Raw genomic sequence first — 12,992 nt, 5'->3', positions numbered from 1 at the left:
CGAACTCGAGTCTTACATCAACGGGGCATTAGTTTAATAAGTCAAAATATCCAAAAATGACTTCCACAAAAACTGGAAGTCATTTTTTATGGGTAATATCATCACAAAACTTTAACATAGCCAAAAGAACGACGATCTCATTAAGAGACGGTGGGTTTTGGGGTTTTCTTATGCTTAATTATTCTTTTTAGTCAATCGTTTTCCGATGGTTACGGCAAGCTCTGCTAGTAAAAGAATTAATCCATTGCCTACGATAACAAGACCTACAAATGCTCCATACACCCCTCCAAATGCGCCAAACGTCGGTACTAAAATGGCACCTGTTAAAAAACCAAGTATAACCCCCGCTATTGTTAGTAGAAGACCGGAACCCCATAAATGTAAACGTCCATTTCTATACCACTTAATGATATAAACGTTCACCAGGATTAAAAATAGAAATAGAAGTATAGTAAGCGCTCCATCCAGATCCTTCATTCAGTCCCTCCTAAAAAAAATCGTATGTTTAATATATGGCATGTTGGAATATTTTAAAAAAAATATAGTGCTGTCTTAAATGATTAGATACGCATGCCGCATAAGAACATTCTTTAGATTATCTTGATTTCAAGTCTTAAACAATCAGGGACTATTGTTCAATATGAACAATAGCTTTTTGGTTAACATGTATGGAATTATTTGGATTTTTAATGATATAGTTAAATTACTTCCCGAATTTGAAGGTGCTGATTACCCTCTTAGCTTTACAAATTGGATAGGGGGCATTACTGATTTGGAACCGTTGATAATAACGTTAATTCTATGGCCAACCCTAATTACTTGTCTTATCGGGTACTTCTTATATAAATACAGTAAACCTATAAGTATAATTGCCATGTTATTAATTCCGCTCATTATTATGTATTTGCTTATAAGTTATAAAGTTTTATTGAGCATACCTTTATCTATAATTATTGTCCTAACCATTCACGGGTTTAAAAAGCCTGAAGTATCTTGAATGCAAGTATTCTTGTATTGGGGGCAATATTCAATAAGAGCAATCGCTGGTTGGAGGGAAAAGTCGTGCGTCGAATATTTCTAAATATAATTAGTATCATTTCATTTGCACCATTCATTTCGGAGGTCAGTGAGGAAGAAGTAGTAGAGAACGTGAGGAAATTAAAGCAATTTGATTGGTTTCAAGTATATTTGAGAGATGAACGGTACAAAAATCTAATTATTTCTAATAAGAAGGTTCGCTATACCATAGGTATATTAAAAAATAAGAAGCTTGATGATCCTTCTTATAATAATACAGTGAGAACGAAAGTTTCTAATCGTATTGAGAAGGAATTTAGCAAAGTGAATGCTAAATGATAATGCACTTTATTTCTATTTTAGGGGAGGGTACTCGTTTGATTAATGTTTTAGAAAACGTATATGGATTATCCATAGCAATACTCCTTTTATGTTCATTCTTTTATGTTAAGCAGTTAAAAAAAATAAAGCGGAAAGAAAACTCACAACCTTTGAATATGCAATGTATTTGATAACACGAATTGCGATTGTATTATGGGTAGGTAGTTTTCTTCTTCTAAGATATGGAATTTAAATATTAAAACTTATTTTCGCTAATGGGTACTAAAGCAAATGGCCAGGAAGAGATATTATTTGTAGCGTTTTAGAAGACCTTGTTTATGCACGAAGGAGTGATAGTTTGAATAAATTGGTGTCATCCATTTACATATCCGTTTCATTTCTTTTGTTTGCATTAATAGGGATTGCTCAAACTTTTCCTAATGTTAACCTTAATTATTCTCATAGTATAGTTCCTCGGTTACCGTGGCTAGCTCTTGGGCTTGGTGTATTTAATAGCTTTAACTATGAGAATCGCAAAAAGTAACAGTTAGTAAATTATTAAAACTTTAATTTATCTTGAAGCTGAGTATTATTGAAACGAGGACTATAGTTGTAAAAGAACTATGTAAACGGGCATACGAAAGGAGGGGAGATATGGAAGTTACTTATCCAGCTGGTTTTAGGAACAGGTTTTTGGCAAGTGTGTTAGATTTTATTATTATATTTTTAATAACAGGAATTATCTCTTACTTTCTATATGGAGTATTTTATGATGGTGAAAACTCCTACCCTACGGATATTTTAGGATTATTCTATACCGTATTATTACCTGTTTTATGGTCCGGGTACACATTAGGGAGAAGAATGGCAGGCAATCGTATCGTAAGAATTGATGGGAGAAAAGTTGGGGTTGGTACAATGATATTAAGGGTTTTAGTAGCGGGAGTCGCCTATGCTCTCACGTTAGGAATTGGATTGATTATAAGTGCCTTTATGATAGGGATAAGAGAAGATAAACGTTCGATTCATGACTTTATTGCACAAACGTATGTGACAACAAATCCACCAACCCGGGACTAAATTATGGAAGAGGAACCTAAACTAAAGGGGGCTGAAGTAAGAGAACAGTGAAAGATATTTTGAATCCAAGTCACACATAAACAGAGGCAAATTTTTAACTTTTAGGTATTCTAATGAGAGTATATGAGATATCCGAAATTGCTACAGAACTCTTAATAAATGCCAATCTGAACTACATATTATAAAAATAAAAGAGGGTGATTTATAATTTCACAAGAAAAAGAAAGAAATTCTAATAGGGTTTATCTCTTTGCATTATTATTTATTTGTACACTTTCAACTGTTGACACTTTCTTTATAAAAGCAGAATGGTTTGATTACGTGTTTTATACCATAACTTTAACTGGGGTTACATTATATGCTCTGGTCAATTTCAAGAAGCGTAAAGTTTTAGTGACAGCTATTTCAGTTCTATTGTTCTTTGCATATGCCTATGAATTATTCCAATTTCCTCTTCCTTAGTTTAAGTTCCAAAGAAGTGAAAATTTTTGAAAGGCGAGATATCTTGAAATCAAGTCTTCCTATATTAGGGGCGATTGTTCAATCGCTTTTTCGCTAATGGGGATGATGAGGTCGCTTCTAGATAATAGTGTGAAATTGCATATTTTAAAACTTCACATCAGTCTGTTCGTAATTCAAACAAAATAAAAGATGAATCTAACAAAGGGGCGAACTATGGGGAAACAATATAATCTATGGTCGTTTTATCTAATACTTGTTTGTTTAGGTTTAGCGGCTTACTCCTTGTATTCCAATATAAATAACACTTGGTTAATTGCTCCACCAAATTATATATTGCTACTAATTAGTATTATAGCCTTAATTTTAGGAGTTCTTGGGTTCAAAGATAAAAGAAACTGGTGGGTAGAAACGAGAAGTTGGATAACAGTAATTATATCATTGTTATCATCTATCGGATTATTTTGGATAGTAGCATTCACACTCTTCTTTTCATCAATGAAGGCGGATGAGCACATACAGACGGTTAGTTCACCTGGGGGCAAGTACACTATTGAGTTCTATAGTTATGATGCTGGTGCAGCAGGTTCATTTGGTGTAAGGGGAGAAATAAACGGGCCTCTTTGGTTTAAAAAAAGAATTTATTTACAACACAATGTAGAACAAGTCGAAGTGGAATGGGAGAGTAATGATAAATTATCTATAAATAGTCATATATTAAAATTAGATGAAGGTGACACTTACGGGTATCAATAAAAGGGAACGCGAAATAATTTAGTTTAAGTAAGGGGTACATTAGTCAAATAAAAATAAGATATCTCGAATTAGAGATTTGCGTAAATGGGGGCGATTGTTCAATATGAGCAATCGCTTTTTTGATAAGGGGCAGGTTAGTCGAAGACTCAGCTTCGAGATAATTTGCTGGTTTGTATAAAGTATTGTGGTTATTAAAGAAATTTGAAAAGATTGAACTAACAATTATGGAGCTACACTGGAAGGACGATATTCGTATGCTTAAACGATTGCTCTTAATGTCTGCTTTAATTGCGTTTATAACTGGATGCGAAAGTCAAGAGGATACACTATACTCCTTATCCTCAATGGTAGAAGAGAAGAAACCTATAGGGACTATAGATATACGGGAAGGTCAAATTATTCATGCTAATGAAGAAGCCAAAACTAGCAAAAAGAAAAAAATAGACGACTTTAAATCGCTAATTGCTGGAATTAAATTAAAACAAGTAAAAAAATCCAGTATAAGCGAACTGAGCAACAAATATGCAAATGAAGATAAAATGTTTTCCATTGCTTTGGCTAATAAAAAGAATAGAAAGGATGTATTAATTATTGAATTAACAAGTGATGGTAAAGGTCTAGTAGTCAGCTTTGAGAACGGCGGATCAACAGATGAGATGTACGAAATTCAAAATGGGAACCCTAATTTATATGAAGAAGTTCACGAATTCTATAAGTCCATTTATAAAGAGATAACTATAGAGCAAAATTGAATTTAAATATCTCGAAATCAAGTCTTCACAGCGTTAGCTGAATAAGCCCAATACAAAAAAGAGGGACTTCCATGAAATTGGAAGATCTTTTTGTTAGTAATATCAATAATAAACTTTAATAGAGATATTTCTTTAAATCTTGTTTTCCAGTCATATAGTGCATCACTTTTTCTTTCGTTTAATATTTTATATAATTGATGAACTGCAAACACCATCGCTATGGCTGCTGTAATGGTTAGCCATACCACACGGCCTTTTATACCGTTACCTTTTATGAACACGAAAAGTACTGCTGCCCAACTAATAACTAAGGATATTAATCCTTTGTGAATAATGAGGTTAAGTGTGAATAGAGCAGCTAAATTAACAGTTAGGTAAAAGAATGACAGGAGTGGGAGGGAGGGACGAGGAGTTATGGTAACGGCATTGAAAATTATAGTAATACCCCTCTATGTCTTAGGGATGAGCTTATTAATAAATCCACTGTTTAATGTAGATTTAGACTTATTCGGGCATATAGTAGTGGTAATTCCTCTTACATTGATGACCTATTGGCAAGTTTTCTATTTCAATAAACGTAAAAAATAGTGCGTACAGTCCAGGGTTTTAGAAGGCATAAATTTAAGAAGTAAAAAGGCGAATCTTTATGCGATTCGCCTTTTTACATGATCTATCGTTTTCATTGACCTGCGTTAGGCTGTACGTAAAAACGACCCTAAGATAGAGATGGCTCCAAAAACAGCGAACGTTACACCGTAACCAATCCCCTCAATCATACTACCTGCAAGGATAGACCCAATAACTTGACCAATGGACAGCATAAGGAAAGGTACACCTATACCTAAAGAAGCATTACTCTCGAATACACGGATTCCCCAGACAATGAGCAAGCCGCACATAAACAGGTTAGAAGTGCCAAATAACGCAGCTGCTCCTATTACAACAGGGATGCTGTCAGGTGCCCATGTAAGCAGAATCGAAGCCCCTCCCATCATCACAGCGAATAGGGTATAACTGGATTGAAGTCCAATTCGTTCAATAACGGTGCCACCTAACCCACTGGTTATCCCGAAGAGTCCGATCGTTACCCAGAACAGAGATAATACGAGCGTACTAAAGTCACCACTGTTTTCTATAAAACTCCTGGAGAAAGTCCAAAAACATGCACTGGAAATTCCCATTAGAATAGCCCCGGTGATCATGGATTTAGCTCCCTGTAAGCCTTTTGCCGATAAAAGGCCGCGTTGAACTTTTAAGGAATCGTCAGGTTTTGGGATAATCCGGTAATTCCACCATAATACAATTAGTGCAATAATGGCATACAGGAAGTACGTGTATCGCCAATGAGGAGTCAGTAAAATGGCTGCAACTCCTGTAGCGACTATACCTAGACTAGTACCGGAGTTTATCCACGTGTTGGCTTTTCCTTGTAAGGGTTCTTTGATCCAAAAGGCAATAACTGCTCCGTACGGCGGAGACACGAGTCCTGTACTTCCCCCTGCCAGGAGAACCCCTGCCGCGAGCATCCATTCGTTTACCGAAGCACTAATCATAAACATTCCGCTTACAGCAAAACCACCTGCCAGCATGATCATAGGTTTAGGTCCTTTATTAGTTGTCATGACGATAGAATAAATAATAGTAAAACAATAGGCCAGGTAAAATAGAGAAGAAATGATACCGGAAACTGTATCAGACATTTGAAACGAGCTGGAAATGTTAGGGAGTAATAATCCGAAACTATACCTTGCTAATCCATATGTGACAGCAATCATGGTTACGCCAGGAAAGACGAGTCTCGTAAAATTCATAAACGACGATACTCCTTTTTCTTGAAAATTAGATAGAACGTTCTTTCTACCTGCTTTAAAAATTTTTAATTCACACAAGCTGTATGAATGCGTACCATGAACTCTTCTATATGGGGCAAAGATTTACTTATAGAAAAAACGGTATCCGAATGGATGCCGTTTACGTTTGGAAATGGGATTGAAGAGCTTTTGTCATGGTAACTGCATGTTCGGTAGCTTGTGTTGGATCTGTAATCTGGGTCATGGATGTAGCTCCTTCGATAATGAGAAGAAACTCATAAGCAAAGTTCTTATAATCTTTGATGTTGTTACGAATCGCAAGTTCCTCGAAATACTGCAGCACCTTCGATTTATGGTTTTGGGCAATATCTACAATGTTACGGTCTGTATCCTGATAGACTTCGATGGCACGCAGGAACATACACCCTTGAGGGGATACTTCTTTTAAGAATGCTCCGTGTAATTGTGCAATCCGTACAAATGGTTCGTTAGAATAGGCTTCGGATGTAGAGCAAATGTATGCCCAGTATCGCTCTTCCCGGTGTTTAATGGTCTCTTCTACCAGTGTGTTCTTAGAGGAAAAGTGGTTATATAACGTCATCGTCGCAACATTTGCTTCTTTAACAATTTGTTTTAAACCTACTCCATGAAATCCATAATCATAGAATAGTTGTTCGGCAACATTTAATACTTGTTTACGTTTTTCACTCAATGGTTAAGCAAACCTCCTTTAGATAGAACGTTCATTCTATTTTCAAGTTAGCATCTATTAAAGTGGAAGTCAAAGTAGATAGGAGAAGGCTATATCACAAGGCGTAAGTGGATTGAAAAACCTATAAGAAAATAGGGCTAAAGTTTTAATCTGACAAAATAGGGTAAATTAAAAAAGATACGTACATATAAACATAAGCATCCAAGAAGGGTATCGTTTTTTATACACCATAGACCCTGCAGCATGGTAATGATGAACAATCAATTATCGTGAAAGGATGATGGTAACGTGCCCGAAAAATTATTTAAGGTGGATTTGAACAAGACGATGGATAAGCAGGATGTTCCTGGTCATAATCGGTGGCATCCAGATATTCCGGCTGCTTTTTCCGTGAATCCTGGAGAAACGTTCCGTATGGAGTGTCTCGACTGGACGGATGGACAAATCAAGAACAATGACGACCCTTCCGATATTCGAGATGTGAATCTGGAGCGTGTTCACGTGTTGAGCGGACCGGTTCATGTGAACGGAGTCGAGCCTGGTGATTTGCTGGTGGTGGATATCCTTGATATTGGTACATTTAGTGCGCATGAATGGGGATTTAACGGCATTTTTTCAAAAGAGAATGGAGGGAGCTTCCTGACTGAGCATTACCCGGAAGCGGCGAAATCGATCTGGGATTTTCATGGGATTTATGCTACTTCCCGTCATGTTCCTAACGTGAAGTTTGCTGGAATCATTCATCCTGGTTTAATTGGCGTTGCGCCTTCTCAGGAGATGCTTGATGAGTGGAATCGGAGAGAAGAAGAACTTGTTGAACAGAATCCGAATCGTGTGCCTCCACTTGCCAATCTTCCTACTAGAGAAAGTGCTGTACTCGGAAGTTTACAAGGAGAAGAGTTTGAAAGGGTAGCTAAAGAAGGCGCTCGTACGGTGCCGCCGCGAGAGAATGGAGGAAATTGTGACATCAAGAACCTTTCACGTGGCTCAAAAGTCTATTTCCCGGTTTTTGTAGACGGCGCGAAGCTGTCAGTCGGCGATCTTCACTTTTCACAAGGAGATGGAGAGATTACCTTTTGCGGCGGTATCGAAATGCCGGGGTGGATTGATTTACACGTAGAGGTTATCAAAGGCGGAATGGATAAATATGCAATTAAAAAGAATCCGGCTTTCCGTCCCGGTCCAATGGATCCTCATTATAATGAATATATTGTGTTTGAAGGCGTTTCTGTGAACGAATTTAACGGAAAGCAGACGTACTTAGATGCTAATACAGCTTATCGCAACGCCTGTTTGAACGCTATTGAATTCTTGAAAACACAAGGGTTCAGCGGTGAACAAGCGTATATGCTGTTAGGTTCTGCACCTGTCCAGGGGCATTTGGCAGGCGTTGTCGACATCCCGAATTCGTGTTGTACCATTGCTTTACCAAAAGATATATTCACAAAAAATATCCTTCCTGAATAAATGGAGGTTCAATGATGCCTAATTACTCATTCGCATGCGATACATGCGGAGAATTTACATTATGGTTTGCACATATGGACGGTGCCCAGGCAGCTCGCTGCCCTGATTGTGAAGGGAAGGCGAAGCGGATTTATCGCGCACCTATGGTCCAGCGAATGGATTCAAAGGTGAAAAAGCGTGTAGAACGAGGAATGGAGCCACGTGTTGTTACACGTGACCAGATGCCGAGAACCAAGCAGAAGCTTCCTACTGCAGCAAGGCCTTGGCAGGCGGGACATTGAAAGAGCAACTGTCTTGAAAGTCTATAGCTTTCAAGACAGTTTTTTTATAGGGATTGCTTGGCTTGACAGCGATATGATCTTAGAGGAAAATCTTCGAAAATAAGTTTAAAGAACGGGCAGGACTGTGCTAGATAGTTTATGTGGTTATAATTTCCATATGGGTATTAATTTGATACGATTGATTTACATAATGGATTGGTCAATTAGTCATGAGTTGAATCTTAATTAATTATTTTCCGTTTTTTAATAATCTCTATATTAATAATGTCGCAAATGGCATGATTCAAAAATATAGAAGACCTTTTTAGGAGGGTTACAATCAATAGTATGGTTGCAGGGCAGTTGGTATCGCTGTTTTTATTTGTAGTTATTCCGATTTTGTTTCTTACGATCATCGCACTTTTGGTAAATGTAAAAAAACGTATAGAGAAAATAGAAAAGAGACTCAATAACATGCCTCCGAATGAAGAAGGAAGAAATAAGGGGAATACCTCATTATATTCAAAGGAGGAGTAGTTCTTTGAAAAGAAAGACAGTAGCACAACTATTAGTTTTTATGATAGGTGGTTTTTCTATAAAGGAACCTGAAGTATTTTTGTTTTTATCTCTTATTATATCCTGGGGTTCGATCCCCCTTGGAATTAAGTTGGGGGATTTCTTTGTTGTATGAAAACATAGATGACTTAAGCAGTCTGGGGCGATAGCTACGCCTTGATCAACGGTTGGTTTTAATGCGGAAGTAGCAATGTTCAATTGAAAATCTTTGGAGACTACATATCAGGAGGCTGCCATGACAACAAACATTTACTTGGTGCGTCACGCTCATTCTACATATACACCAGACGAATTAAATAGGCCGTTATCAGCAGAAGGAATAAAAGATGCGGCTAAAGTTAACGAGGTGCTCATAAATGAGAATATCGAGCACGTGATCTCGAGTCCTTATTTAAGAGCCATACAGACGGTAGAAGGATTAGCTTCTGCTCTCGGGCAAGACATTCACATAATGGATGATTTCAAAGAAAGGAAGTTAATAGAGGGAGGAGCAGAGAACTTTGAGGAAGCCATTCATAAAGTATGGGCCCACCCGAGTTTTTCTTGGGAAGGCGGAGAATCAAATATAAACGCCCAGCAAAGAGGCGTAAGAGCCTTGAACAACGTATTAGAACAATATAAAAATAAGAATGTCGCCATAGGGACGCATGGCAATATTATGGTGCTCACCATGAATTATTTTGATAAACAACACGATTTTGACTTTTGGAAAAAGCTTGCGATGCCAGATATCTATAGACTTTCTTTCGAGGCTAATCAGTTCGTTGATTGTAAGAGAATATGGAAGGGTTCTAATTGATTTAGCAGGGCAGTAAGTGTAAGAACATCAAGAAATATTTCGAATTCAATTCTTCCTAAAACGGGGGATTGATAGAGTGTAGAGTTAAACAGCGATTTAAAGCTGCTAAAGTAATCGTCCAAAAATATGGTCGATTTTTTAGGCTCTGTTAATGTTTGTTGTTGATAATTGAACAACTGGAACACGATTACTGTTATGGAGTTTTCAAATACAAGTGGGTGACGACTGTGAAAGTAACCGATATCCTTAAAAGCTACGTATGAGTTTGATATCGAGATGAGTATTTATCAGTTCAAATCTGACTCTAACATCCTCAGTAAGGAGCTTAATCATATTCAGAACGTCAATAACTACCACCGAAGGCTGAAATGGGGGGGGGTTAGCGTTTTAAATAGTGTAGCAACTAAGTATCTCAACCATTATCTGACCTGGTTTGAGGTATTAGAGAGCATCCATCATCAGCGAAATGAAGTTATGTTGAATGATAGGGGGGGGGGGAAGTAATTTGTTTCCAATAGCAAAAGCTTTTGACCCTCTTAGATTATCTACTTTTACGATGTAACCATTGAAGCTTATGCCCCTAAAGGAAATAAATACATGGAATGAGTATTTCATTTCTTTCCTGGTATTATTTGGATAAATGATGCTATAGTAAAAATACTTACAAAATATGAAGGAGGTGGCGTTTGTTGAAAAAATATTGGGCACCAATCTCTTTATTATTAATGACCACTTTTATAGTTATGTATTTTTTTGCTCCACAAGCAATGGATGCATTATCTAGTCCTTATAACACGTTACTATTGTTGATTCTCTTATTGGGTGCTTTTATTACTGCACTATTTAGCGAGAGAGGGCGTCTGAAAGTAATTGCTTTATCGCTTTCTTCTCTTGGGATTTTAGGTTTGGGGGTTGCACTGATTTATATTATTGGAATGATGCTGTTCGGTAATTTTGGGACATAAAACTTCGATCATCTACGTTATACTTATAAAGGCAGGTGTCTTTGAAAATGAAGCGAACACTCCTTGTATCTATAACCCTTTTCGTTTTTATATTATCAGGGTGTATTGCTGAAGATTATGACTTTACCCCTCCTACTGTTTCATTTGGGAGCCAGCATTTCAGTGAGCCAGTAGAATTAGAAGCAGCAAATATAGATTGGAATTCGGATAAACAGTACACTAAAGAGACAGAAGATATTTTTTCATTGGCAAAAGAACAAAAACCACTGTACTTCAGTTCTGGTGAGCAAGCCCCAATAATTTTTGAGACTCAAGATTTTCGAATCGAGGAACTAAGCGCTTATGTCTGGCAGAAGGATAAAAAGACTACATTACAGGTAAATGACCAAGAGTTCTCTTTCCCGCAAGAAAAAGGTGAGTATGTATTGGTTGTAGACCTTATTTCAGATAATGGAAGTGTTCAATACGTGGGGAATCTCGTCATTGAATAATATGAAAAGCGAGAGTTACTGCTGATTTAAATACCTATGTATTCAAAGAGCTTCTAACATAAATTGTTATTAAAGAAACGGGGGCGATTGTTCAATATGAGCAATCGCTTTTTTGATAAGGGGCAGGTTAGTTGAAGAGTCGGATTCGAGATATTCTCTTTAGATGTCTTTTGTATAGACTTGAGCTAACAATAACATTTTGAAATAATTGGAATTGGTTTATAGGTTTCTCAATCTCTACATAGGGGGAGGTAGAAGAAATTGTTAAAATCTGAGTTTGCCCATAGATTAATAAATTTAATAGCTCACTGGGGGTTAGTAACTTTTGTGTTATTAAATGATAACGGTATTTCAGTGGAAGAGGATTAACTTTGTAAGCTTACACTAATTGAAATAGCCCCCATGATTACAACTAAAATTATCAGTTCCATAAAATTTATACCTTTTTATATTTATAAAAGAGTTTCCTTCTATTTTTTTAATGTCAGTTGGTGTGCTTAATTCCCTATCCACATTCACAGAAGCTAGTTATCAATAAGGGGGAAAGAGGGATTTACGTATGAAGTCAACAGAAGACGACAATAAGAGATCATCTTTTCAAGGTAGTAACCGCGAGTTTTTTTATGTCGGTTATCTCATATTCATCTCTTTTCTTTCCGTGCAGTTTCCCTTGAATGGTAAATATCTTTTAATCCCGCTGGTAATTGTTTTGGGATTTGATTTTTACTTTAATCATAATCAATTTAAAACGTTAAAAATCAGTGTGGTTATTTTTTTCATTCTGCTGTTTGTCTTTACTTAATTTATAAGTATCACAAATGATAATGGCTGGCTCCGGCTCCATTAATTGCTGACGAAGAATAACATCACGGATAGGATAGTGCTTGTTATAAAGCGTTCTTTTTTAACGGGGAAGCCAGGAAAGACAAGAAAAATAAACTCCAAAATCAAAAAATCAATACAAAAGTCTATCATAATCGGATTAAGAATGTATTTGTGATAGAAGGTTTGTACAGCATATATACCTTTTTTACAGTTGAAAAAAAACTTGATTTTAGATTTAATTTCAATAAATAAATTGACGAACCAGCGGGATATGATAGAATGGAGTCTAATTAACATTCGAATATTTAGAATTTTCTTATCTAGAGAGGCAGAGGGACTGACCCTGTGAAGCCTCGGCAACCGGCTTATTCATGCACGGTGCCAATTTCAGAGGAAAGCGAAAGCTATTCCGGAGATGAGAGAGCAAGTGGTATCCATCATATGGTTACACAAAGCCCTTCTCTCTTCGTGAGTGAAGGGTTTTTTATTTTTTCAAGAGGAGGGCAGGTAAAAAGGGTAATACAAAACAATCGAAAAAAGGAGGATGGCCATGTTCTTAGCGATGATGGTTTGGGTGGGGACGATGATTTTTTCCTTCCTATTAGGAACTTTTCTCTGTTTCAAAGTGGAGAAATCAGGTGTGAAACGATGGGGAGCCACCGGACGAATATTTAAGTATAAATAAGCTGCAGGAAGGAAGT

15 protein-coding genes, 2 pseudogenes and 1 riboswitch are annotated in these 12,992 nt (G+C 36.9%); of the genes and pseudogenes, 13 read left to right on the top strand and 4 right to left on the bottom strand.

Going from position 1 to position 12,992, the window contains the following annotated elements; genetic code table 11:
* Nucleotides 1-174: 174 nt before the first annotated feature.
* Nucleotides 175-477, bottom strand: a complete 303-nt coding sequence (locus BMZ06_RS02120; RefSeq protein WP_089749683.1) for a hypothetical protein — start codon at nucleotides 475-477, stop codon at nucleotides 175-177.
* 585 nt (nucleotides 478-1,062) lie between these two features.
* On the opposite strand from BMZ06_RS02120, the gene BMZ06_RS02110 reads away from it, so the two are divergent.
* From BMZ06_RS02110 to BMZ06_RS02090, 5 genes and pseudogenes are all read left to right on the top strand, one after another.
* Nucleotides 1,063-1,356: a hypothetical protein gene (locus BMZ06_RS02110; RefSeq protein WP_089749680.1), complete on the top strand. Its 294-nt coding sequence runs from the start codon at nucleotides 1,063-1,065 to the stop codon at nucleotides 1,354-1,356.
* A gap of 2 nt (nucleotides 1,357-1,358) precedes the next feature.
* Nucleotides 1,359-1,591 (top strand): annotated as a pseudogene (locus tag BMZ06_RS21005) (hypothetical protein).
* 401 nt (nucleotides 1,592-1,992) lie between these two features.
* Nucleotides 1,993-2,418 carry an RDD family protein gene (locus tag BMZ06_RS02100; protein WP_089749678.1) on the top strand — a complete coding sequence of 142 codons (426 nt, stop codon included), beginning with the start codon at nucleotides 1,993-1,995 and terminating at the stop codon, nucleotides 2,416-2,418.
* Nucleotides 2,419-3,093: 675 nt separating this feature from the next.
* Nucleotides 3,094-3,633 carry a DUF5412 family protein gene (locus BMZ06_RS02095; protein ID WP_089749676.1) on the top strand — a complete coding sequence of 180 codons (540 nt, stop codon included), beginning with the start codon at nucleotides 3,094-3,096 and terminating at the stop codon, nucleotides 3,631-3,633.
* 254 nt (nucleotides 3,634-3,887) lie between these two features.
* Nucleotides 3,888-4,385, top strand: coding sequence for a hypothetical protein (locus BMZ06_RS02090; protein WP_089749673.1), 498 nt, complete (start codon nucleotides 3,888-3,890; stop codon nucleotides 4,383-4,385).
* Nucleotides 4,386-4,402: 17 nt separating this feature from the next.
* Here BMZ06_RS02090 and BMZ06_RS02085 read toward each other — a convergent pair whose 3' ends face one another.
* The 3 genes from BMZ06_RS02085 to BMZ06_RS02075 form a co-directional block, all read right to left on the bottom strand.
* Entirely contained in the window at nucleotides 4,403-4,666 is a 264-nt protein-coding gene (locus BMZ06_RS02085; RefSeq protein ID WP_089749671.1) for a hypothetical protein, read from the bottom strand.
* A gap of 411 nt (nucleotides 4,667-5,077) precedes the next feature.
* The gene (locus tag BMZ06_RS02080) at nucleotides 5,078-6,196 is read right to left on the bottom strand and encodes an MFS transporter (protein WP_089749668.1); all 1,119 of its coding nucleotides are present in this window, start codon (nucleotides 6,194-6,196) and stop codon (nucleotides 5,078-5,080) included.
* A gap of 160 nt (nucleotides 6,197-6,356) precedes the next feature.
* Entirely contained in the window at nucleotides 6,357-6,908 is a 552-nt protein-coding gene (locus tag BMZ06_RS02075) for a TetR/AcrR family transcriptional regulator (RefSeq protein ID WP_089749666.1), read from the bottom strand.
* 288 nt (nucleotides 6,909-7,196) lie between these two features.
* On the opposite strand from BMZ06_RS02075, the gene fmdA reads away from it, so the two are divergent.
* From fmdA to BMZ06_RS21100, 8 genes and pseudogenes are all read left to right on the top strand, one after another.
* A complete protein-coding gene (fmdA, locus tag BMZ06_RS02070) occupies nucleotides 7,197-8,375 on the top strand; it encodes a formamidase (protein ID WP_089749664.1) in 1,179 nt (392 codons plus the stop codon).
* A gap of 14 nt (nucleotides 8,376-8,389) precedes the next feature.
* Nucleotides 8,390-8,656 carry an FmdB family zinc ribbon protein gene (locus BMZ06_RS02065; protein WP_175477766.1) on the top strand — a complete coding sequence of 89 codons (267 nt, stop codon included), beginning with the start codon at nucleotides 8,390-8,392 and terminating at the stop codon, nucleotides 8,654-8,656.
* A 790-nt stretch (nucleotides 8,657-9,446) separates the two neighbouring features.
* Nucleotides 9,447-10,010, top strand: a complete 564-nt coding sequence (locus tag BMZ06_RS02055; RefSeq protein WP_089749658.1) for a histidine phosphatase family protein — start codon at nucleotides 9,447-9,449, stop codon at nucleotides 10,008-10,010.
* A gap of 258 nt (nucleotides 10,011-10,268) precedes the next feature.
* A pseudogene (locus tag BMZ06_RS21000) lies at nucleotides 10,269-10,572 on the top strand (IS1595 family transposase); the annotation flags it as partial.
* A gap of 127 nt (nucleotides 10,573-10,699) precedes the next feature.
* Nucleotides 10,700-10,975 (top strand): hypothetical protein, encoded by a 276-nt coding sequence (locus BMZ06_RS02045; protein WP_089749654.1) that lies wholly within the window; start codon nucleotides 10,700-10,702, stop codon nucleotides 10,973-10,975.
* A 47-nt stretch (nucleotides 10,976-11,022) separates the two neighbouring features.
* Nucleotides 11,023-11,466 (top strand): hypothetical protein, encoded by a 444-nt coding sequence (locus BMZ06_RS02040; protein ID WP_089749652.1) that lies wholly within the window; start codon nucleotides 11,023-11,025, stop codon nucleotides 11,464-11,466.
* Nucleotides 11,467-12,025: 559 nt separating this feature from the next.
* A complete protein-coding gene (locus BMZ06_RS02035; protein ID WP_089749649.1) occupies nucleotides 12,026-12,268 on the top strand; it encodes a hypothetical protein in 243 nt (80 codons plus the stop codon).
* A gap of 336 nt (nucleotides 12,269-12,604) precedes the next feature.
* A riboswitch (SAM riboswitch) is annotated at nucleotides 12,605-12,713 on the top strand.
* 128 nt (nucleotides 12,714-12,841) lie between these two features.
* A complete protein-coding gene (locus BMZ06_RS21100; RefSeq protein ID WP_281244428.1) occupies nucleotides 12,842-12,976 on the top strand; it encodes a hypothetical protein in 135 nt (44 codons plus the stop codon).
* Nucleotides 12,977-12,992 lie beyond the last annotated feature (16 nt).

This window comes from Halobacillus alkaliphilus (genome assembly GCF_900113125.1).
Taxonomy (GTDB): domain Bacteria; phylum Bacillota; class Bacilli; order Bacillales; family Halobacillaceae; genus Halobacillus; species Halobacillus alkaliphilus.
The sequence above is the reverse complement of the archived record's forward strand: the minus strand, read 5'-3'. Positions and strand labels throughout refer to the sequence as shown.

Bases quoted from the DNA above. Each gene is read 5' to 3' on its own strand.
- BMZ06_RS02120 (WP_089749683.1), bottom strand. From the start codon at position 477: ATGAAGGATCTGGATGGAGCGCTTACTATACTTCTATTTCTATTTTTA.
- BMZ06_RS02100 (WP_089749678.1), top strand. From the start codon at position 1,993: ATGGAAGTTACTTATCCAGCTGGTTTTAGGAACAGGTTTTTGGCAAGT.
- BMZ06_RS02095 (WP_089749676.1), top strand. From the start codon at position 3,094: ATGGGGAAACAATATAATCTATGGTCGTTTTATCTAATACTTGTTTGT.
- BMZ06_RS02090 (WP_089749673.1), top strand. From the start codon at position 3,888: ATGCTTAAACGATTGCTCTTAATGTCTGCTTTAATTGCGTTTATAACT.
- BMZ06_RS02080 (WP_089749668.1), bottom strand. From the start codon at position 6,196: ATGAATTTTACGAGACTCGTCTTTCCTGGCGTAACCATGATTGCTGTC.
- BMZ06_RS02065 (WP_175477766.1), top strand. From the start codon at position 8,390: ATGCCTAATTACTCATTCGCATGCGATACATGCGGAGAATTTACATTA.
- BMZ06_RS02055 (WP_089749658.1), top strand. From the start codon at position 9,447: ATGACAACAAACATTTACTTGGTGCGTCACGCTCATTCTACATATACA.
- BMZ06_RS02040 (WP_089749652.1), top strand. From the start codon at position 11,023: ATGAAGCGAACACTCCTTGTATCTATAACCCTTTTCGTTTTTATATTA.
- BMZ06_RS02035 (WP_089749649.1), top strand. From the start codon at position 12,026: ATGAAGTCAACAGAAGACGACAATAAGAGATCATCTTTTCAAGGTAGT.
- BMZ06_RS21100 (WP_281244428.1), top strand. From the start codon at position 12,842: ATGTTCTTAGCGATGATGGTTTGGGTGGGGACGATGATTTTTTCCTTC.